Genomic DNA, 19,573 nt, shown 5'->3' with positions numbered 1-19,573 from the left:
GCTCGCCGATCCGGTTTTGAGGCCGGAGCAACTCGCCGTTATCTGGAAGAAGTAAAGTTTTCTGTGTCTTGATTGCGTGTTGCGAAACGCCTTTGTTACTTAACGTTATAGGATCAAGCCTCACGGGCAATTAGTACTGGTTAGCTTAACGCATTACTGCGCTTCCACATCCAGCCTATCAACGTCCTGGTCTCGAACGACCCTTCAGCAGGCTCAAGGCCTGAGGGAAATCTTATCTTAAGGCGAGTTTCCCGCTTAGATGCTTTCAGCGGTTATCTCTTCCGAATTTAGCTACCCGGCAATACGACTGGCGTCATAACCGGTACACCAGAGATTCGTCCACTCCGGTCCTCTCGTACTAGGAGCAGGTCCCTTCAAATTTCCAACGCCCACGGCAGATAGGGACCAAACTGTCTCACGACGTTTTAAACCCAGCTCACGTACCACTTTAAATGGCGAACAGCCATACCCTTGGGACCGGCTACAGCCCCAGGATGTGATGAGCCGACATCGAGGTGCCAAACTCCCCCGTCGATATGAACTCTTGGGAGGAATCAGCCTGTTATCCCCAGAGTACCTTTTATCCGTTGAGCGATGGCCCTTCCATACAGAACCACCGGATCACTATGACCTACTTTCGTATCTGCTCGACTTGTCAGTCTCGCAGTTAAGCATCCTTTTGCCATTGCACTATCAGTACGATGTCCGACCGTACCTAGGATACCTTCGTACTCCTCCGTTACAATTTGGGAGGAGACCGCCCCAGTCAAACTGCCTACCATGCACGGTCCCCAGCCCCGATCAGGGGCCTAGGTTAGAATCTCAAACACACCAGGCTGGTATTTCAAGGTTGGCTCCACGAGAACTGGCGTCCCCGCTTCAAAGCCTCCCAGCTATCCTACACAAGTCTATTCAAAATCCAATGCAAAGCTACAGTAAAGGTTCATGGGGTCTTTCCGTCTAGCCGCGGGTAGATTGCATCTTCACAAACATTTCAACTTCGCTGAGTCTCGGGTGGAGACAGTGTGGCCATCGTTACGCCATTCGTGCAGGTCGGAACTTACCCGACAAGGAATTTCGCTACCTTAGGACCGTTATAGTTACGGCCGCCGTTTACTGGGACTTCAATCAAGAGCTTGCACCCCATCATTTAATCTTCCAGCACCGGGCAGGCGTCACACTCTATACGTCCACTTTCGTGTTTGCAGAGTGCTGTGTTTTTATTAAACAGTCGCAGCCACCATTTCACTGCAACCCCATCGAGCTTCACGGGCAAGCCGCTACACTCTACCGGGGCGCACCTTCTCCCGAAGTTACGGTGCTAATTTGCCGAGTTCCTTCACCCGAGTTCTCTCAAGCGCCTTAGAATTCTCATCCTGCCCACCTGTGTCGGTTTGCGGTACGGTCCCAATGCAACTGAAGCTTAGTGGCTTTTCTTGGAAGCTTGGTATCAGCAACTTCAGCACCTAAGTGCCTCGTTATCACGCCTCGACATTGACCTCCCGGATTTGCCTAAGAGATCTGCCTACACGCTTGAACCGGGACGTCCAACACCCGGATTGCCTAACCTTCTCCGTCCCCACATCGCATTGCATTGAGGTACAGGAATATTAACCTGTTTCCCATCGACTACGCTTTTCAGCCTCGCCTTAGGGGCCGACTCACCCTGCGCCGATGAACGTTGCGCAGGAAACCTTGGGCTTTCGGCGAGGGAGCCTTTCACTCCCTTTATCGCTACTCATGTCAGCATTCGCACTTCTGATACCTCCAGCATGGTTCACACCACACCTTCGCAGGCCTACAGAACGCTCTCCTACCATATGTACACTTCCTTTAAGCAACTCATCCCCCATCCACCGGATCAGGGAGGGCAGCCGCTTTGGCTCCGACATAACCTGAAGGTCAGTCTACGCCAAAGCTTCGCTTGCTCACGGCTTCGCCGTTCGCATAAGCGTCTGCCATCGAGGAATTGTTTAAAGTGAAGTGTACATATCCGCAGCTTCGGTGCACAGTTTGAGCCCCGTTACATCTTCCGCGCAGGACGACTCGATCAGTGAGCTATTACGCTTTCTTTAAATGATGGCTGCTTCTAAGCCAACATCCTGACTGTTTTAGCCTTCCCACTTCGTTTTCCACTTAACTGTGTCTTGGGGACCTTAGCTGGCGGTCTGGGTTGTTTCCCTCTTGACACCGGACGTTAGCACCCGATGTCTGTCTCCCATGCTCGCACTTCTCGGTATTCGGAGTTTGCAATGGTTTGGTAATCAGCAATAGACCCCTAGCCATGACAGTGCTCTACCCCCGAGAGTGATACATGAGGTACTACCTAAATAGTTTTCGGAGAGAACCAGCTATTTCCAAGTTTGTTTAGCCTTTCACCCCTATCCACAGCTCATCCCCTAACTTTTCAACGTTAGTGGGTTCGGACCTCCAGTACCTGTTACAGCACCTTCATCCTGGCCATGGATAGATCACTTGGTTTCGGGTCTACGCCCAGCAACTATCGCCCTTATCAGACTCGGTTTCCCTACGCCTCCCCTATTCGGTTAAGCTCGCTACTGAACGTAAGTCGCTGACCCATTATACAAAAGGTACGCAGTCACCCTTGCGGGCTCCCACTGTTTGTATGCATGCGGTTTCAGGTTCTATTTCACTCCCCTTCCGGGGTTCTTTTCGCCTTTCCCTCACGGTACTGGTTCACTATCGGTCGATTACGAGTATTTAGCCTTGGAGGATGGTCCCCCATGTTCAGACAGGGTTTCTCGTGCCCCGCCCTACTTGTTCCAAACCTATTTCCACTCCTGAATTTTCAAATACGGGGCTATCACCCACTATGGCCAGACTTTCCAGACTGTTCTCTTAATTCAGAAGCTAAAGTTTGCAGGCTCTTCCGCGTTCGCTCGCCACTACTTACGGAATCTCGGTTGATTTCTTTTCCTCCGGGTACTTAGATGTTTCAGTTCTCCGGGTTCGCTCTACCCTGCCTATGTATTCAGCAGGGAGTGACCCTTGCGGGCCGGGTTTCCCCATTCAGATATCTACGGATCAAAGCTTTTTGCCAGCTCCCCGTAGCTTTTCGCAGGCTAACACGTCTTTCATCGCCTGTAATCGCCAAGGCATCCACCACATGCACTTATTCGCTTGACCCTATAACGTTAAGCCCTCAGCTTTGCAGCCAAGGCGTTATCGGTGCTTCGCATTTTAAACTTTTACTTCCACCGGACTGATTTAAGGATCCGGTCTTAGCAAAGGTTTGTGACCGATTCACGACGACTAATCGCAAATCAGCTTGATACAATCAAAACCCATGTTTTTCATGCTTCCGCTTCCGCAGGTCGCCCCCGCTTCCACTTCCGCGTGAATCACTTTCTTTACTTCTTCCAAATTTTTAAAGAACTACATCGGCAAAAGCCGATATCAAAGCCCAGCAGCTTGGATATCGATTCTCACTCGCTCACCACAAGGTAATTGGTGGAGGTTGACGGGATCGAACCGACGACCCCCTGCTTGCAAAGCAGGTGCTCTCCCAGCTGAGCTAAACCCCCATTTGTACTCTGGTGGGTCTGGTTGGACTCGAACCAACGACCCCCGCGTTATCAACACGGTGCTCTAACCAGCTGAGCTACAGACCCGAACTTTCATCGAGCCCGCTTCGAGCCTAAGCCCTTGCCAGCCCGTTACCTTGTTGAACAACCGATGAGTGTAGACACTCAGCCTCTGGATACTCTAGAAAGGAGGTGATCCAGCCGCACCTTCCGATACGGCTACCTTGTTACGACTTCACCCCAGTCATGAAACCCAGCGTGGTAAGCGCCCCCTTGCGGTTAGGCTACCTACTTCTGCCAGATTCCACTCCCATGGTGTGACGGGCGGTGTGTACAAGACCCGGGAACGTATTCACCGCGACATGCTGATCCGCGATTACTAGCGATTCCGACTTCATGGAGTCGAGTTGCAGACTCCAATCCGGACTACGATCGGCTTTCTGGGATTGGCTCCCCCTCGCGGGTTGGCTACCCTCTGTACCGACCATTGTATTACGTGTGAAGCCCTACCCATAAGGGCCATGAGGACTTGACGTCATCCCCACCTTCCTCCGGTTTATCACCGGCAGTCCCATTAAAGTGCCCAACTGAATGATGGCAATTAATGGCAAGGGTTGCGCTCGTTGCGGGACTTAACCCAACATCTCACGACACGAGCTGACGACAGCCATGCAGCACCTGTGTCCAGGTTCCCTTTCGGGCACAATCACATCTCTGCGATCTTCCTGGCATGTCAAGGGTAGGTAAGGTTTTTCGCGTTGCATCGAATTAATCCACATAATCCACCGCTTGTGCGGGTCCCCGTCAATTCCTTTGAGTTTTAATCTTGCGACCGTACTCCCCAGGCGGTCAACTTCACGCGTTAGCTGCGGTACTAAAGAAGTCTCCTTCCCCAACACCTAGTTGACATCGTTTAGGGCGTGGACTACCAGGGTATCTAATCCTGTTTGCTCCCCACGCTTTCGTGCATGAGCGTCAGTGTTAACCCAGGGGGCTGCCTTCGCCATCGGTATTCCTCCACATATCTACGCATTTCACTGCTACACGTGGAATTCTACCCCCCTCTGCTACACTCTAGCCTTCCAGTTCCAAATGCAGTTCCCAGGTTAAGCCCGGGGATTTCACATCTGGCTTAAAAAGCCGCCTGCGCACGCTTTACGCCCAGTAATTCCGATTAACGCTCGCACCCTACGTATTACCGCGGCTGCTGGCACGTAGTTAGCCGGTGCTTCTTCTTCCGGTACCGTCATCCATACAGGGTATTAGCCTGCACGATTTCTTTCCGGCTGAAAGAGCTTTACAACCCGAAGGCCTTCTTCACTCACGCGGTATGGCTGGATCAGGGTTTCCCCATTGTCCAAAATTCCCCACTGCTGCCTCCCGTAGGAGTCTGGACCGTGTCTCAGTTCCAGTGTGGCTGGTCGTCCTCTCAGACCAGCTACGGATCGTCGCCATGGTGAGCCTTTACCTCACCATCTAGCTAATCCGATATCGGCCACTCCGAAAGCGATAGGTCTTGCGATCCCCACCTTTCCCCCTCAGGGCATATGCGGTATTAATCCGGCTTTCGCCGAGCTATCCCCCACTTCCGGACACGTTCCGATATATTACTCACCCGTTCGCCACTCGCCATCAGGTGCAAGCACCCATGCTGCCGTTCGACTTGCATGTGTAAAGCATACCGCCAGCGTTCAATCTGAGCCAGGATCAAACTCTTCAGTTCAATCTCTGCTTTTTGGTCCGTCTCCGGACCGGTCTTACTCAAAGTGAATCATTGACATGATTCTTTTCAACTTCGCGTAAGCACTTCTACTACTGTTTTTTTAAAGTAGCCCCCTCGTCCAAAAAACTCGGGAACCCCCAAAAACCAAGTGCCTACACTCGTCGATTGTTCATCTGTTCTGTTAAAGAGCGGCTGCCAAAATCAATGACCGGGCAGCGAAGAGGTGCGCATTATAGGGACAGAAAAAATCCCGTCAACACTTTTTTGAAATATTTTTGCAATCGACTGCAATCCGGCAGTCCGGTCTCGATATTTACTACAATGACACACCGACTGGAAGGCTAAAACCAATGTCACTCATCACACTCGGAATCGAATCATCCTGCGACGAAACAGGCGTCGCGCTCTACCAGACAGAGCGAGGTTTGCTTGCGCACGCGCTGCATACCCAAGTCGCCATGCATGGCGAATATGGCGGCGTCGTTCCAGAACTCGCCTCGCGCGACCACGCGCATCGCGTCATTCCGCTGGCAAGACAGGTATTACAGTCTGCCGGCATCTCGCTGGAACAGGTCGACGCTGTCGCCTACACACAGGGGCCCGGGCTGGGTGGTGCACTGCTGGTTGGCGCCAGCGTTGCGAATGCGCTGGCCTATGCGCTCGACATCCCCACCATCGGCATCCACCATCTGGAAGGCCACCTGCTCTCCCCGCTGCTGTCCGACCCCGCGCCCGAATTCCCGTTCGTCGCCCTGCTGGTATCGGGCGGACACACTCAACTGATGCGCGTGGATGCTATCGGACACTATGTCTTACTAGGCGAGACACTGGACGATGCCGCAGGGGAAGCCTTCGACAAAAGCGCCAAGCTGCTGGGTCTGGGTTATCCGGGCGGCCCGGAGCTAGCCAGACTCGCCGCACAAGGCCGACCCGGCCTGTATAAACTGCCGCGCCCGATGCTGCACAGCGGCAATCTGGAATTCAGTTTCAGCGGACTAAAGACAGCGGTGCTTACACTCGTCAGACAAAGCAATGACAACGAGCAGACAAAAGCCGATATCGCGTACGCAACGCAGGAAGCCATAGTCGATGTGCTGGCATTCAAGGCACGCGCTGCGCTCGCGCAGACCGGGCTGGATCAACTGGTTGTCGCGGGCGGAGTAGGCGCAAACCGGCTGTTGCGCGAACGCCTGAGCGAAGACATCGGCAAACGCGGCGGAAAAGTGTTCTATCCCGATCTGGAATTCTGCACCGATAACGGCGCGATGATTGCTTTTGCTGGGGCCTTGCGTCTTGCACAACGGAAAGGGCTCAAGGATTACCGCTTCGATGTCAAGCCACGTTGGGACCTGGCAGGGATCGCATAAATCCGGGAAAATTCAGATCACGGAATCCAGCCGGGGAACTATTTTGAAATTTATCCCTCTACGGCTACAGATGGCGCAAGCCATCACCCGTTTCTCCTCCCTGAGCGGGTGTCTTAACCCCTCCCTAATTGGTTAAGACTTTTTGCCCCTGACCTTATCCCCTTAGGCTCAGGGGCATTTTTTTACCCCTGCCTCAGCCTGCACATTTACTGGAAACGAAGATCATTGACCTTTGTTGCTCTTGCCGATCTTCGATTCTTTCCCGGCCAGCAGGTTCTGGATGTTGCTCTTGTGCCGCCAGATCAGGAACAGCGACATAACACCACATGCGAGCGCCCACTCATGCGGCACGCTCAATAAATAGGCATATACCGGCGCCCCGGCGGCGGCAACCAAAGCCGACAATGACGAATAACGAAACACCACCGCCATCAGTAACCAGGTTAATAGCGCGCCCAGCCCCACCCAGACATTCAGTGCCAGCAGCACGCCCAGCGCCGTGGCAACGCCCTTGCCACCCTTGAAGCCGAGAAAGACCGGAAACACATGACCCAAAAACACCGCCAATGCGACCAGCGCGACTTGCGCATCCGGCAAGGCAAAGCGGATCGCCAGGAACACCGCCAGCCAGCCCTTCGCCGCATCGCCGAACAGCGTCAGCACCGCAGCCGCCTTCTTGCCGCTACGCAGCACGTTGGTCGCGCCGGGATTGCCCGAACCGTAGGTACGCGGATCGGCAAGACCGAACAATTTACTGCTGACAACCGCAAAGGAAACCGAGCCCAGCAGATAGGCCGCCACTACAAAAATTAGGGTCAACATCGGGAATGCCTTAGAATCCAAACGGGAACGAATTCTACAGTGAATCGTCATTCAGTCACCAACCCGGAAACACGATGGACATCATTTTTTTGCGCGAACTCAAGGTCACCACGCTGATCGGCATCTATGAGCGCGAGAAGGTCGTGCCGCAGACCTTGCAAATCGACCTCGATATCGCATTACCCAACAGCCGCGCCTGCCTCAGCGACGATATCGACGACGCGCTGGATTACGCCGATGTCGCGCAGCACATCCAGACTGTGCTGGGCGAAGGACACTTCTCGCTGCTGGAAACGCTGGCGGAACACATCGCGCAGATCATCCTCAAGGATTTCAATGCCCCCTGGGTCAAGGTCAGCGTCGCCAAGCTACAGGCGATACGCAACTGCAAGATGGTAGGGATCAGCATCGAGCGCGGACAGCTCAAATGACGCATCCTGCCTTGCGCTGACCGTTTCACGGCATCAGGTCTTACGTGCACCCCCCCCTCACTCCGCAGCGCGAAAGGCATTTACTGCTCACGCTTGCCGGCATCCAGTTCAGCCATGTGCTCGATTTCATGATCATGATGCCGCTCGGCCCGATCCTGATCGCCGCGTTCGGCATCACCACCCATGAATTCGGCCTGCTGGTCGCCTCCTACAGTTTCAGCGCCGCGCTATCCGGCCTGCTCGCCGCAACCTTTGTCGACCGCTTTGAACGCCGACGCATGCTGCTGACGATGTTCGCCCTGTTCGGTCTGGCAACGCTGGCCTGCGGTCTCGCACCGGGTTATGCCACCCTGCTGGCCATGCGCGGACTGGCCGGCGCGTTCGGCGGCGTAATGGGCGCGCTGGTGCAGACCATGATTGGCGACGTGATCCCGTTCGCGCGCCGCGCCAAGGCGAGCGGCACCGTATCGGCGGCCTTTTCAGTATCCACCGTCGCCGGCGTGCCGTTATCGCTGTGGCTGGCCAACCATTTCCAGTGGCGCGCGCCGTTCATATTCATCTCTGTACTGGTCGTACTGTTCATCCTCGTCGGCCTGCGCGGCCTGCCCGAACTGCGCCATCACATCAGCGCCGAAAAACAAGCGCATCCGTTCGCCGCGATGTTCGCCGTGCTGCAGGACGCCAACCACCTGCGCGCATTGCTGTTCTCCGCACTGATCATCTTCTCCGGCTTCACCGTGATCCCCTACATCACGGTATACGCAGTACACAACGTCGGCATCCTTCAGGCGGACATCATGTACATCTACCTGTACGGCGGAATGGCAACGCTGATCACCGCGCGTCTGATCGGCCACTGGGCCGACCTGCGCGGCAAGATAAGGATCTATCGGCTGATCGCCTTCTGCGCGTTGCTGCCGCTGCTGGTGGTCACACACATCGGCGCCGCGCCGCTGTGGTTGTGGCTGGTCTGCACCACCACCTTCTTCGTGCTGGTATCCGGGCGCATGATTCCGGCGATGGCGATCATCACCTCGGCTGCACAGCCCCGTCTGCGCGGCACCTTCATGTCGCTCAATGCCACCACCCAGTCGCTCGCGATGGGGCTGGCGACCACGCTGGCCGGCTACATCATCAGCCAGGATGCGAGCGGCAGCATCGTCGCTTACGGCACGGTGGGTTATGTGGCCATCACCGCGAACCTGCTGGCGATCTGGTTCGTCTCGCGCATCACGATGCACGACCAGCACGCAGTCGCCCCTGATGTCGCACCGAAGTAAGCCCTTCAAGCTGTCCACCGCCTGTAGAATGACACCCTGGATCACGGAGCCGGCATGAAACTTAAATCCCTCATCGGTCGCCTGCAACAAGCGCGGGCGCACTTCGCCGAACGCATCGCGACACTATTGAGATACAGCTTCTATCTCTACCTCGCCGGTCTGTTCAGCGTGTTCGCGGTACTCGACGCCACGGTATTCCATGCCACCGCCGAGATGCGCCAGACCGCATTCGACACGATGGTGCGCTACCGCCTGGTCGTACCCGAACCCGATCCGGACATCGTCATCGTGGACATCGACGAGGCCAGCCTTGCGGCGATGGCGCCGGATTACGGGCGCTGGCCCTGGCCGCGCCAGGTACTGGGCGAATTCCTCGAACAACTGGAGAAGCAGCAGCCCAGGGCCGTGGTATTCGACATCCTGTTCAGCGACGCGGACGTATACAACCCGGACAGCGATGCCTATTTCGATGCCGCCATCGCGGGCACGAGCAACACCTATTTCCCGATGCTGCGCCTCGATCCCTCCAGCGACTCACTGAGCCAGATCAAACCCGCAATGATTCCCGGTGTCGCCCCGCTGCCGGGCGCGCAGGCTGACCCGGACGCGACCGTGGCAATGGTGCTGCCGCACTTCCAGTCCGCGCTCGACGGCGGTCGCCTCGGCCTGCACAACATCTATCCTGACATCGACGGCGTCGCGCGGCGCTACAACGTCTATCGTGAAGACTACGGCTGGAAACTGCCGACCCTGCCGGCACGCATCGCGCGCGAACTCGGCTGGAACGAGCCGGATGCGCAACAAGTGCTGCTCAACTGGCGCGGCAAACCCTTCACCTATCCTCATGTCAGCTTCAGCGACGTGTATGCCGACATGGGCAACAGGGAGAAAAAACGCCCACAGGACGAATTCAGGGACAAGATCGTCATCATCGGCTCGACCGCGCCCAGCCTGTTCGACATCAAGGCCACACCGATGGACCGCATGTTCCCCGGCGTCGAGATCCTCGCAACGGCGATAGACAACTTCAAGCACGGCGATGCATTGCGCTTTCCGGAAGGGCGCGTATGGTACCTGCTGATCACGCTGGCCATCGTGTGGCTGACCGCATGGGGCTTCTACCGCGATGCCGGGCGCGACAAGATCGACCGCCTGTTCGGCCTTTCGCAAGTCATCCTGATCGGCATCACCTACGCCAGCATCAACCTCACCAATGTCTATATCAATCTCACCGGCCCGGTGACGGTGGGACTGGCATTCTTCACGCTGGCACGCCTGTATGCGATGGCGACCGGCAAGGCGCTGGAGCAGAACATGGTGCGCACCGCCACGACGCGCAGCGGCGAACTGCACGCGACCCTGCTGCTGATCCGGCTGGACAGCGAGCGCAACGTGGTCCGCCCGGCGACACTGGAAAAGATCCGCCACGCGCTGGAAAAGATCGGCCAGACCGACAAGAGCGTCGAAACGCTGACCGGAGACCAGAAGGGGCTGTGGGACCTGTTCGAAAACACGCTGGCGATCTCGTGGGTCGCCGCGTCGCAGGACGATCAGGCGCAGGCGGCGATCCGGCGCGACGCCGACGCGCTGCTGCGCACCCTGCCGGAGGTGTTGCACCGACATCTCGCCCAGCCGGATAATGCAGCCAGCCACTTCGTCCACTCGGGACACATTGCCGGAGGCGCGGGGGCGACTGCCGGCTGGCGCGTGATGTTTGCGGAAGCATTGCTGGAATGGGACAAACAAATGAAGGGATCGGGATGAACGCAACGAAACTCGGATTGACGCTGGGCGCGCTGCTGCTGAGCGGCGCATTGCATGCCGCCGAAAGCGGCACCGCGCTGAAGAACGACGACATCAAGGCGGAACCGTTCCGCGATGCGAAGACGGTTGCCACGATGGCGGCCGGCGACAAGATGGACATCCTCAGGAAGGACGGCGGCTGGTATCAGGTGAAAACCGCAAAAGGCAAGGGCTGGGTGCGCATGCTCAGCATCCGCAGGGGCGACGCAAGCAAGAAGGGCGGCAGCGCCTCCGGCCTGCTCGCGCTGAGTTCCGGCCGCGCCGGCACCGGCAAGGTGGTATCCACCACCGGCATCCGCGGACTGAACGAGGAAGAATTGAAGGCGGCCAGATTCGACGAGGCCGAACTGAAGCGTGCCGAGTCGTACGCCACTGACAAGAAATCAGCCGCGAAATTCGCCGCCGCAGGCAAGCTGGTCGCGCGGACGTTCGACTACCTGCCGACACCAAAGTGAGGGAGCACAAGATGAACAACAAGACATTGTGGATCCTCGCGCTGGCATTGCTCTCCGGCAGCGCATACGCAGCCAATCCGTTCGAGCAGCAGTTCCTCAACGTGCTCAAGCAGGGCGTGCAGGAAAAGGTGACCGGCAAATCCGCCACCCCGGTCGAAGAGGAGGTCGCGATCGGCCGCCAGATCGCCGGCAACCTGCTCGGCGCCGCGCCGCTGGTCAGGGACACCAAGCTGCAGAAATACGTCAATAACGTCGGCCGCTGGATCGCCGACCAGAGTGAACGCCCCGACCTCGTCTGGCACTTCGGCGTGATCGAATCGAACGACGTGAACGCCTTCGCCGCGCCCGGCGGCTACATCTTCATCACCAAGGGGCTGTACAAGCTGCTGCAAAGCGAAGCCGAACTGGCCGGTGTGCTGGCGCACGAAGTCGGCCACGTGATCCGCCAGCACCACCTGAAGATATTGCAGCAGAGCAGGCTGCTCGACCTCGGCAGCCAGGCGCTCGCGCAAAATATCGGCGGCAACGACAAGGTGCAAGGCCTGATCGGCAGCGGCGCGGAGATCGTGTCGCGCTCGCTGGACAAGAACGCCGAATTCGAAGCCGACCGCATCGCCGTGGTGCTCGCCACGCGCGCCGGTTACGACGCGTTCGGCCTGCCCGCCGTACTGCAACAGATCGGCCACTTCGCCAAGGACGACGGAGACGTCGCACTGCTGTTCAAGACCCACCCGCACCCCGATGACCGCCTCGGCAAACTGGGCGGCGCGATGGACGACCGCTTCGATGGCGTGAAAGGCAAGACGCTGGAGAAGCGGTTGTATCGGATCAGGCCGTAGCGATAATCGGATATGGCAGGGAGAGTTACGAAATGAATCGGCAGAATGTGGAGCGGGTGAACGGGATCGAACCGTCGTATGCAGCTTGGGAAGCTGCCGTTCTACCATTGAACTACACCCGCTTGGTGTAAAATGCGGGCGCATTCTAACACGGCCATGGGCAATTCAAGAGGCATCCCAAAGTGATAACTATCAGCATCAATGGCGAATCCCGCCAGTTCACGCAAGCCATCAGCATCGCCGCGCTCATCGAGGAGATGGGGCTGGCCGGCAAGCGCATCGCGCTGGAACGCAATGGCGGGATTGTGCCGCGCAGCGCCTTCGCCACGCAGCAACTGGCCGACGGCGACAGGATGGAGATCGTAGTCGCGGTGGGTGGCGGCTGACACACGGACCCGTCATTCCATTTTGTAGGAGCCCGATTCATCGGGCGATTGGATATCGAAGAACGGCTATCGCGCAATGAATTGCGCTCCTACATGGCCCTCACCGACATATTGATTCAAGGAAACGAAATGAACGACAATTTAATCATCGCAGGCAAGAGCTATTCGTCCCGGCTGCTGGTCGGCACCGGCAAGTACAAGGATTTCACCGAGACGCGCGCAGCGCTGGACGCGAGCGGCGCGGAGATCGTGACGGTGGCGATCCGCCGCACCAATCTGGGCCAGAATGCCAACGAGCCCAACCTGCTCGACGCCGTGCCCCCGTCGAAATTCACCTATCTGCCGAACACCGCCGGCTGTTATAGCGCCGACGATGCGGTGCGCACGCTGCGCCTCGCGCGAGAATTGCTCGACGGCCATTCGCTGGTGAAGCTGGAGGTACTGGGCGACCCGCAATCGCTGTATCCCAACGTGATCGAGACCCTCGCGGCGGCCAAGACGCTGGTGGCGGAAGGTTTCCAGGTAATGGTGTACACCTCGGACGACCCCATCATCGCCAAACAACTGGAAGACGTCGGCTGCGCAGCGATCATGCCGCTGGCTTCACTGATCGGTTCCGGCATGGGCATCCTCAACCCGTGGAACCTGCAACTCATCATGGAACGCGTGCAGGTGCCGGTGATCGTGGATGCAGGCGTGGGCACCGCATCGGATGCGGCCATCGCGATGGAGCTGGGCTGCGACGGCGTGCTGATGAACACCGCGATCGCCGCCGCGCAGAACCCGGTACTGATGGCGTCGGCGATGAAGAAGGCCACCGAGGCCGGACGCGAAGCCTACCTCGCCGGACGCATGCCGAAGAAACTGTATAGCGCCAGCCCGAGTTCGCCGACGGCGGGCATCATCAGTTCGGTGCGCAGTTAAACCCGCCCTCTCCCGGCCATATGGCCACCCTCTCCCGCAAGCGGGAGAGGGATGGGGAGAGGGTCTTGAGTCTAATCGATACCGTGACCGAAAACACCGACCTCCGCAATCGCCACATCCGCAGTTACGTGCTGCGCCAGGGTCATCTGACGCCGGGGCAGCGCCGTGCGGTGGACGCGCTGATGCCGCGCTTTGGCGTCCCATATGAAGTAAAACCGCTGGAACTCGACCGCGCATTCGGGCGCAGCGCGCCGAAGATTCTGGAGATCGGTTTCGGCATGGGCGACAGCACCGCGACCATCGCACAGGCGCATCCGGAGAACGACTACCTCGCGCTGGAGGTGCATACGCCGGGCGTGGGCAACCTGCTCAAGCTGATCGACGCGCAGCAGATCGGCAATATCCGCATCATCCAGCACGACGCGGTGGAGGTGCTACGCGACATGATCGCCGACGGTTCGCTGAACGGCGTGCATATTTTCTTCCCCGACCCGTGGCACAAGGCACGCCACAACAAGCGCCGCCTGATCCAGGCGCCGTTCGTCGCCGGGCTGGCGCAAAAGCTCAAGCCCGGCGGCTATATCCATGCGGCGACCGACTGGCAGGACTATGCCGAGCAGATATTGCACGTATTCAGCGAGGAGCCGTTACTGGAGAATACTGCGGCAGACTATGCGCCGCGCCCTGAATACCGCCCGCTCACCAAGTTCGAACAGCGCGGCCTGCGTCTGGGGCACGGCGTGTGGGACCTGGTGTTTCGCCGGAAGTAACCAATTCCCTCTCCCCCAGCCCCTCTCCCGCCTGCGGGCGAGGGGAGCTAAGCAGGATTCCGCAGGAATATCTCCAACAGGTCATTAAGGAAGCGCTGCCCCAGTTCGGTGGGCGCGATACGGCTCTGATCGCGCACCAGCAGCCCGCGCTGTTCCGCCTGTTCCAGTTCGTGGCGCAAGGATAGCAACGGCAGACCGGCGCGTTCCTGGAACAACGCGCTGTCGAATCCCCCGTTCAGACGCAGCGCGTTCATCATGAACTCGAAACCGAGGTCGTCCGCAGCCACTTCATGCTCTTCCTGCACCGGCTCTCCGCGCGTCACCGCATCGAGATACGCCTGCGGCTGTTTGTGGCGCATCTGGCGCATCACCCTGTCGTGGAAACTCAGCTTGCTGTGTGCGCCCGCGCCGATGCCGAGATAATCGCCGAACTGCCAGTAGTTGAGGTTGTGCCGCGCGCGCCGTTGCGGCTGCGCGAAGGCCGAAGTCTCGTAGTGTTCATAGCCGTGCCCGGCAAGCAATTCCTCGATGCGCTGCTGCATCTCGCTGCCCGTATCGTCGTCCGGCAACGGCGGCGGCTGGTGCGCGAACAGGGTGTTCGGCTCCAGCGTCAGGTGGTAACAGGACAGATGTTGCGGTGCGAACGACAACGCGCCCTGCACGTCCTGCAATGCCTCGGCCAATGACTGGTTCGGCAACGCATACATCAGGTCGAGGTTGATGTTGTCGAAATGCCGCTGGGCGACCGCGATGGCGCGCTTCGCCTCGTCGGCGGAATGGATGCGGCCCAGCGCCCGAAGATGCGCGTCGCTGAAACTCTGGATGCCCAGCGATAACCGGTTCACGCCCGCATCGCGGTACACGGCGAACCTGTCCGCCTCGACCGTGCCGGGATTCGCCTCCAGCGTGATCTCGGCATCGTGCGCCAGCGGCAACAACGTGCGCAACTGACGCATTATCTCGGCAACGCCCTCGCCGGAAAGCAGACTGGGCGTGCCGCCGCCGAAGAATACCGTATAGACCTTGCGGCCCCAGATCAGCGGCAGTGCCATCTCCAGGTCGCGCACCAGCGCGGCGACGTACTCCTTCTCCGGAAACACACCGCGCGCCTCATGCGAATTGAAGTCGCAGTAAGGACATTTACGCACACACCAGGGGATGTGGATGTACAGCGACAGCGGTGGCATCGCCCGGAAATTCACCGACCGCTTGTATTGCAGGATGATGTTGCTCGAAACGGGACTGCTCATGCACCGTCGTTCGCGCGCAGTCTTTCAAGCAGGATCTTCATCGCCTTGCCGCGATGGCTGATCGCATGCTTCTCGTCGCGAGTCAGTTCCGCGCTCATCCTGCCCAGTTCGGGCAGCCAGAACAGCGGGTCGTAACCGAAACCGCCTTCGCCGCGCTCCTCGTGCGCGATCTCGCCGTGCCATTCGCCTTCCACGATGAGCGGCTGCGAATCGCCTGCCCAGCGCATCAGCACCAGCACGCAGTAGTAATGCGCGCGCCGGTCGTCATGCGCCTTCATCGCTTCGAGCAGGGCACGGTTGTTGCGCTCGTCCGATTTGGGGAATCCTGAGAAACGCGCGGAAAGCACTCCAGGCATGCCCTTGAGCGCATCGACGCACAGGCCGGAATCGTCGGCCAGCGCGGGCAGCCCGCTCTCGCTGCTGACATGCCGCGCCTTGGCGATGGCGTTCTCGACAAAGGTATGGTGCGGCTCCTCGGCCTCGGAGATGCCGAGTTCGGACTGGGTGACGACCTCGATCCCGAGCGGCTGCAGCAGGAACTGGAATTCGCGCAGCTTGCCGGGATTGTTCGATGCGATGACGAGTTTTTTCATGACCGGATACTTTCCTTTCCCTATGACGTCGGGCAAAACAGGAAGCTAGTCTGCCAGGGCCGTTTTCTGCAGTGTGGTCAATTCGGCGATGCCGGCTTTCGCCAGCTCCAGCAGCTCATCCATCTCCTCGCGCGAGAACGGGTGCCCTTCGGCGGTGCCCTGCACTTCGACGAAGTGGCCGCTGCCCAGCATCACCACATTCATGTCGGTATCGCAGGCCGAGTCCTCGACATAATCCAGATCGAGTACCGGCGTGCCTTCGTAGATACCGACCGAAATGGCGGCAACGGAATCGCGCAACGGGTTTTCCTTCACCCGCCCCTTCTGCATCAGCGCTGCAACCGCATCATTCAGCGCGACATAGGCGCCGGTGATACTGGCGGTGCGCGTACCGCCGTCGGCCTGGATCACGTCGCAGTCCAGCGTGATCGTGCGCTCCCCCAGCTTTGCCAGGTCGACCACCGCGCGCAGGCTGCGTCCGATCAGGCGCTGGATCTCCTGCGTGCGCCCGGACTGCTTGCCCCTGGCCGCTTCGCGCGGCATGCGCTCGCCGGTGGAACGCGGCAGCATGCCGTATTCGGCCGTCACCCAGCCCTCGCCGCTGCCCTTCTTGTGCGGCGGCACGCGTTCTTCCACGCTGGCGGTGCAGATGACCTTGGTGTCGCCGCATTCGATCAGCACGGAGCCTTCGGCATGCCTGGTGTACCGGCGGGTAATACGGATGGAGCGCAACTGGGCGGGCTGTCTGGAATCGTGGCGCATGGCAAATACTCGTTAAATGTTGTTGGTCGAAGGAAAAGTTACCGGGTCAATGCGGTTCAAGGACATGGCTGACTGGCTCGGCCGTATCGTGCGCGGTCTCGCTGCCGCCCCAACGCATCGCAATGCCGGTGACGTTATCAGAACGCCCCTTTTCGCGCCGGACCGCCAGCACGACCAGGTTCTCCAACACCACATCGACCGGGTTCGACACGAATACGGAGGCCAGTTCGGCATCGGTGAACGGGCCCCACAGCCCGTCGCTGCCGAGCAGCAGTACATCGTCGTTCTGAAGTTCAACCGGCTCGCCCGGCTCGATATAAAACATGTTCTCGACCCCGCCGAGACAATTGGTGATCTGGTTGCGCTGCGGATGGATGCGCGCTTCCTCGGCGGAGATCAGCCCCCATTGCAGCCACTGATAGACCATCGAGTGGTCGTGCGTCCTGGTCAGTACGCGTCCGTTGCGCAACACATAAAGACGCGAATCCCCGGCATGCCCCCAGTACACCTTGCCACCCCGGATCATCGCGGCCACGCAGGTCGTGCCCGGCGAACCGCCATGCCGCTTGTCATGCGGCAACTGCAGGATGCGCTGGTTGGCGTGGAGCATGGTCTCTTCCAGGAATTTCTGCGGTTCGGCCTGCGGCGACTCCACGAAACGGCCGAACGATTCGACGAAGGTCCCGACGGCAAGTTCCGCCGCCAGTTCACCGTGCAGGTGACCGCCCATACCGTCCGCCAGCACCATCAGCAAGGCGTCGTTGTTATAGGCGTAGGCAACACGGTCCTGATTGTATTTCCGGTTGCCGATGCTGGTGACCTGATGGATCGAGAAGTTCATGGTCTGGGGGAAAAATTCACGGGCACAATCGTAATATAATGCGCCGCTCCAGCACAGTCTTTTTTCGGGAGTTTCCGCATGATCCTCAGCATGACCGGCTATGCCTCCGCCAGCGCGGAAACCGACAACGGTTCGCTGACCATGGAATTGCGTGCCGTCAATCATCGCTACCTTGATGTCCAGTTGCGTATGCCCGACGAGTTGCGCGGTTTCGAGACAGCCCTGCGCGAGGCGATCACCGCCCAGTTGCAACGCGGCAAGGTGGAATGCCGCATCAATCTTGCCGTCCACGGTGCACAGGCCGGCGCGGCGCTGAACCGCGAACTGCTGCTGCAACTGGCCGCATGGAACCGGGAAGTGCAGGCGGAACTGCCCGATGCGCGTCCGCTGGGTGTCGCCGACGTATTGCGCTGGAACGGGATGCTGGAAACGCCCGCTGTCGCCGCCGACGAACTGCGCGCCACGCTGCTCGGCCTGTTGCAGGAGACGCTGCAGGAATTCTCCGCTTCGCGCGCGCGCGAGGGCGAAAAACTGAAAGATTTCCTGTTGCAGCGCGTGGAAAAAATCGAGGCGTTGCGCACCGGCGTGATGCCGCACGTACCCGCCGCAATCTCCGCCTACGAGCAGAAACTGGTCGCACGCCTGCAGGAGGCGATGAATGGCGCGGACGACGAGCGCGTCCGCCAGGAAATCACGCTGTTTGCCAGCAAGATCGACGTGGACGAGGAGTTGTCGCGGCTGAACAGCCACCTGACCGAGATGCGCCGTATCCTGTCGCACGGCGGCGCGGTGGGCAAACGCCTGGATTTCCTGATGCAGGAACTGAACCGCGAAGCCAATACGCTGGGCTCGAAATCGGTCGATGCTGAAGTGTCGCGCAGCGCAATGGAAATGAAGATCCTTATCGAACAGATGCGTGAACAAATTCAAAACCTGGAGTAAACATGTCCGGCAACCTATTCGTTATCAGCGCGCCGTCCGGTGCGGGCAAGACCAGCCTGGTACAGGCGCTGCTCAACATCAATCCGCAGATCGACCTGTCGGTCTCCTACACCACGCGCTCACCGCGTCCGGGTGAACAGGATGGCAGGGACTATCACTTCATCGGTCGCGAAACCTTCCTCGACATGGCAAAACGCGGCGAATTCCTGGAAAGCGCGGAGGTCTATGGAAACCTGTACGGCACCTCGCAGACCTGGATCGCGCAAGTCAACGCCAAAGACCGGGATGTCCTGCTGGAAATAGACTGGCAGGGCGCCGCGCAGGTGCGCCGCCTGTTCCCGGGATGCATCAGCATCTTCATCCTGCCGCCCTCGATGCAGGCACTGGAGCAGCGCCTGCACGGCCGCGGCAAGGACAGTGCGGAGATCATCGCAAAACGCCTTGCGGCCGCACGCGAGGACATCTCGCATGTCGCTGAATTCGATTATGTTATTATCAACGACAACCTGAACGAGGCGTTGCGCGAGCTCAATGCAGTCGTACTCACCGCACGTCTGAGATGCAGGAACCAGCTGGCACGCCAGCACGAATTGATCAACCAACTGGAAAGATCGGAATAAATCATGGCACGTATTACCGTCGAAGAATGTCTGGAAAAAATCCCCAACCGTTTCGAGCTGACCCTGGCCGCCGCCTATCGCGCGCGTCAGCTGTCGAATGGCGCTAATAACCTGGTGGAGGAAAGCAAGGACAAGCCCACCGTGATCGCCTTGCGCGAGATCAGCGAAGGCAAGGTCGGCCTCGAGATCCTCAACCGGGGACAGGCCTGATCCAGTGATG

The 19,573-nt window shown here is 58.8% G+C and carries 17 protein-coding genes, 3 tRNA genes and 2 rRNA genes; 12 read left to right on the top strand and 10 right to left on the bottom strand.

The window, feature by feature from the left end; genetic code table 11:
* Nucleotides 1-109: 109 nt before the first annotated feature.
* The 4 genes from IPM27_09425 to IPM27_09410 all read right to left on the bottom strand — a co-directional run bounded on the left by IPM27_09425 (nt 110) and on the right by IPM27_09410 (nt 5,268).
* Nucleotides 110-3,147: ribosomal RNA gene (locus tag IPM27_09425) — 23S ribosomal RNA — on the bottom strand.
* 322 nt (nt 3,148-3,469) lie between these two features.
* Nucleotides 3,470-3,545, bottom strand: a tRNA-Ala gene (locus IPM27_09420).
* Between the two features lie 10 nt (nt 3,546-3,555).
* A tRNA-Ile gene (locus IPM27_09415) sits at nt 3,556-3,632 on the bottom strand.
* Between the two features lie 98 nt (nt 3,633-3,730).
* Nucleotides 3,731-5,268: ribosomal RNA gene (locus IPM27_09410) — 16S ribosomal RNA — on the bottom strand.
* The 16S and 23S rRNA genes sit together here with 2 tRNA genes alongside, the layout of an rRNA operon.
* Before the next feature lie 350 nt (nt 5,269-5,618).
* Here IPM27_09410 and tsaD point away from each other — a divergent pair.
* Entirely contained in the window at nt 5,619-6,635 is a 1,017-nt protein-coding gene (gene tsaD / locus IPM27_09405; protein ID MBK9161763.1) for a tRNA (adenosine(37)-N6)-threonylcarbamoyltransferase complex transferase subunit TsaD, read from the top strand.
* Nucleotides 6,636-6,857: 222 nt separating this feature from the next.
* Here tsaD and plsY read toward each other — a convergent pair whose 3' ends face one another.
* Nucleotides 6,858-7,457, bottom strand: a complete 600-nt coding sequence (gene plsY, locus IPM27_09400) for a glycerol-3-phosphate 1-O-acyltransferase PlsY (protein ID MBK9161762.1) — start codon at nt 7,455-7,457, stop codon at nt 6,858-6,860.
* 74 nt (nt 7,458-7,531) lie between these two features.
* Here plsY and folB point away from each other — a divergent pair, with 74 nt between their 5' ends.
* Genes folB through IPM27_09375 form a run of 5 tightly spaced genes read left to right on the top strand, consistent with a single transcriptional unit; the run spans nt 7,532 to nt 12,265 of the window.
* The gene (gene folB, locus IPM27_09395) at nt 7,532-7,888 is read left to right on the top strand and encodes a dihydroneopterin aldolase (protein ID MBK9161761.1); all 357 of its coding nucleotides are present in this window, start codon (nt 7,532-7,534) and stop codon (nt 7,886-7,888) included.
* 44 nt (nt 7,889-7,932) lie between these two features.
* The gene (locus IPM27_09390; GenBank protein MBK9161760.1) at nt 7,933-9,168 is read left to right on the top strand and encodes an MFS transporter; all 1,236 of its coding nucleotides are present in this window, start codon (nt 7,933-7,935) and stop codon (nt 9,166-9,168) included.
* A 54-nt stretch (nt 9,169-9,222) separates the two neighbouring features.
* Nucleotides 9,223-10,932, top strand: coding sequence for a CHASE2 domain-containing protein (locus IPM27_09385; GenBank protein MBK9161759.1), 1,710 nt, complete (start codon nt 9,223-9,225; stop codon nt 10,930-10,932).
* Nucleotides 10,929-11,426, top strand: coding sequence for an SH3 domain-containing protein (locus IPM27_09380; protein MBK9161758.1), 498 nt, complete (start codon nt 10,929-10,931; stop codon nt 11,424-11,426). Before IPM27_09385 ends, IPM27_09380 begins: the two co-directional genes overlap by 4 nt.
* Nucleotides 11,427-11,437: 11 nt before the next feature.
* A complete protein-coding gene (locus IPM27_09375) occupies nt 11,438-12,265 on the top strand; it encodes a M48 family metalloprotease (protein MBK9161757.1) in 828 nt (275 codons plus the stop codon).
* A 48-nt stretch (nt 12,266-12,313) separates the two neighbouring features.
* Here the strand turns inward: IPM27_09375 and IPM27_09370 are convergent.
* A tRNA-Gly gene (locus tag IPM27_09370) sits at nt 12,314-12,387 on the bottom strand.
* Nucleotides 12,388-12,447: 60 nt separating this feature from the next.
* On the opposite strand from IPM27_09370, the gene thiS reads away from it, so the two are divergent.
* The 3 genes from thiS (at nt 12,448) to trmB (ending at nt 14,345) form a co-directional block, all read left to right on the top strand.
* Nucleotides 12,448-12,651, top strand: coding sequence for a sulfur carrier protein ThiS (thiS, locus tag IPM27_09365; GenBank protein ID MBK9161756.1), 204 nt, complete (start codon nt 12,448-12,450; stop codon nt 12,649-12,651).
* 129 nt (nt 12,652-12,780) lie between these two features.
* The gene (locus IPM27_09360; protein MBK9161755.1) at nt 12,781-13,575 is read left to right on the top strand and encodes a thiazole synthase; all 795 of its coding nucleotides are present in this window, start codon (nt 12,781-12,783) and stop codon (nt 13,573-13,575) included.
* Between the two features lie 20 nt (nt 13,576-13,595).
* Entirely contained in the window at nt 13,596-14,345 is a 750-nt protein-coding gene (gene trmB, locus IPM27_09355; protein MBK9161754.1) for a tRNA (guanosine(46)-N7)-methyltransferase TrmB, read from the top strand.
* A gap of 47 nt (nt 14,346-14,392) precedes the next feature.
* Here trmB and IPM27_09350 read toward each other — a convergent pair whose 3' ends face one another.
* Genes IPM27_09350 through IPM27_09335 form a run of 4 tightly spaced genes read right to left on the bottom strand, consistent with a single transcriptional unit; the run spans nt 14,393 to nt 17,791 of the window.
* A complete protein-coding gene (locus IPM27_09350; protein ID MBK9161753.1) occupies nt 14,393-15,595 on the bottom strand; it encodes an oxygen-independent coproporphyrinogen III oxidase-like protein in 1,203 nt (400 codons plus the stop codon).
* Nucleotides 15,592-16,188 (bottom strand): RdgB/HAM1 family non-canonical purine NTP pyrophosphatase, encoded by a 597-nt coding sequence (gene rdgB / locus IPM27_09345; protein ID MBK9161752.1) that lies wholly within the window; start codon nt 16,186-16,188, stop codon nt 15,592-15,594. Before rdgB ends, IPM27_09350 begins: the two co-directional genes overlap by 4 nt.
* A 45-nt stretch (nt 16,189-16,233) precedes the next feature.
* Nucleotides 16,234-16,950, bottom strand: a complete 717-nt coding sequence (gene rph, locus IPM27_09340) for a ribonuclease PH (protein MBK9161751.1) — start codon at nt 16,948-16,950, stop codon at nt 16,234-16,236.
* Between the two features lie 46 nt (nt 16,951-16,996).
* Complete coding sequence (locus IPM27_09335) at nt 16,997-17,791, bottom strand: serine/threonine-protein phosphatase (protein ID MBK9161750.1); 795 nt, start codon at nt 17,789-17,791, stop codon at nt 16,997-16,999.
* Nucleotides 17,792-17,869: 78 nt separating this feature from the next.
* Here IPM27_09335 and IPM27_09330 point away from each other — a divergent pair, with 78 nt between their 5' ends.
* The 3 genes from IPM27_09330 to IPM27_09320 are packed head-to-tail and all read left to right on the top strand — an operon-like array spanning nt 17,870 to nt 19,563.
* Nucleotides 17,870-18,733, top strand: coding sequence for a YicC family protein (locus IPM27_09330; GenBank protein ID MBK9161749.1), 864 nt, complete (start codon nt 17,870-17,872; stop codon nt 18,731-18,733).
* 2 nt (nt 18,734-18,735) lie between these two features.
* Complete coding sequence (gene gmk / locus IPM27_09325) at nt 18,736-19,353, top strand: guanylate kinase (protein MBK9161748.1); 618 nt, start codon at nt 18,736-18,738, stop codon at nt 19,351-19,353.
* Between the two features lie 3 nt (nt 19,354-19,356).
* On the top strand, nt 19,357-19,563 hold the full coding sequence (locus tag IPM27_09320) for a DNA-directed RNA polymerase subunit omega (GenBank protein ID MBK9161747.1): 207 nt from the start codon (nt 19,357-19,359) through the stop codon (nt 19,561-19,563).
* Nucleotides 19,564-19,573: the final 10 nt, after the last annotated feature.

Source organism: Nitrosomonadales bacterium, from assembly GCA_016716325.1.
Taxonomy (GTDB): Bacteria; Pseudomonadota; Gammaproteobacteria; order Burkholderiales; family Gallionellaceae; genus Gallionella.
The sequence above is the reverse complement of the archived record's forward strand: the minus strand, read 5'-3'. Positions and strand labels throughout refer to the sequence as shown.

Excerpts from the sequence above, each read along its gene's own strand:
- plsY (MBK9161762.1), bottom strand. The coding sequence starts at position 7,457 with ATGTTGACCCTAATTTTTGTAGTGGCGGCCTATCTGCTGGGCTCGGTT.
- trmB (MBK9161754.1), top strand. The coding sequence starts at position 13,596 with ATGGCCACCCTCTCCCGCAAGCGGGAGAGGGATGGGGAGAGGGTCTTG.
- folB (MBK9161761.1), top strand. The coding sequence starts at position 7,532 with ATGGACATCATTTTTTTGCGCGAACTCAAGGTCACCACGCTGATCGGC.
- tsaD (MBK9161763.1), top strand. The coding sequence starts at position 5,619 with ATGTCACTCATCACACTCGGAATCGAATCATCCTGCGACGAAACAGGC.
- IPM27_09330 (MBK9161749.1), top strand. The coding sequence starts at position 17,870 with ATGATCCTCAGCATGACCGGCTATGCCTCCGCCAGCGCGGAAACCGAC.
- gmk (MBK9161748.1), top strand. The coding sequence starts at position 18,736 with ATGTCCGGCAACCTATTCGTTATCAGCGCGCCGTCCGGTGCGGGCAAG.
- IPM27_09350 (MBK9161753.1), bottom strand. The coding sequence starts at position 15,595 with ATGAGCAGTCCCGTTTCGAGCAACATCATCCTGCAATACAAGCGGTCG.
- IPM27_09385 (MBK9161759.1), top strand. The coding sequence starts at position 9,223 with ATGAAACTTAAATCCCTCATCGGTCGCCTGCAACAAGCGCGGGCGCAC.
- IPM27_09380 (MBK9161758.1), top strand. The coding sequence starts at position 10,929 with ATGAACGCAACGAAACTCGGATTGACGCTGGGCGCGCTGCTGCTGAGC.
- IPM27_09320 (MBK9161747.1), top strand. The coding sequence starts at position 19,357 with ATGGCACGTATTACCGTCGAAGAATGTCTGGAAAAAATCCCCAACCGT.
- IPM27_09360 (MBK9161755.1), top strand. The coding sequence starts at position 12,781 with ATGAACGACAATTTAATCATCGCAGGCAAGAGCTATTCGTCCCGGCTG.
- rdgB (MBK9161752.1), bottom strand. The coding sequence starts at position 16,188 with ATGAAAAAACTCGTCATCGCATCGAACAATCCCGGCAAGCTGCGCGAA.
- rph (MBK9161751.1), bottom strand. The coding sequence starts at position 16,950 with ATGCGCCACGATTCCAGACAGCCCGCCCAGTTGCGCTCCATCCGTATT.
- IPM27_09375 (MBK9161757.1), top strand. The coding sequence starts at position 11,438 with ATGAACAACAAGACATTGTGGATCCTCGCGCTGGCATTGCTCTCCGGC.
- IPM27_09335 (MBK9161750.1), bottom strand. The coding sequence starts at position 17,791 with ATGAACTTCTCGATCCATCAGGTCACCAGCATCGGCAACCGGAAATAC.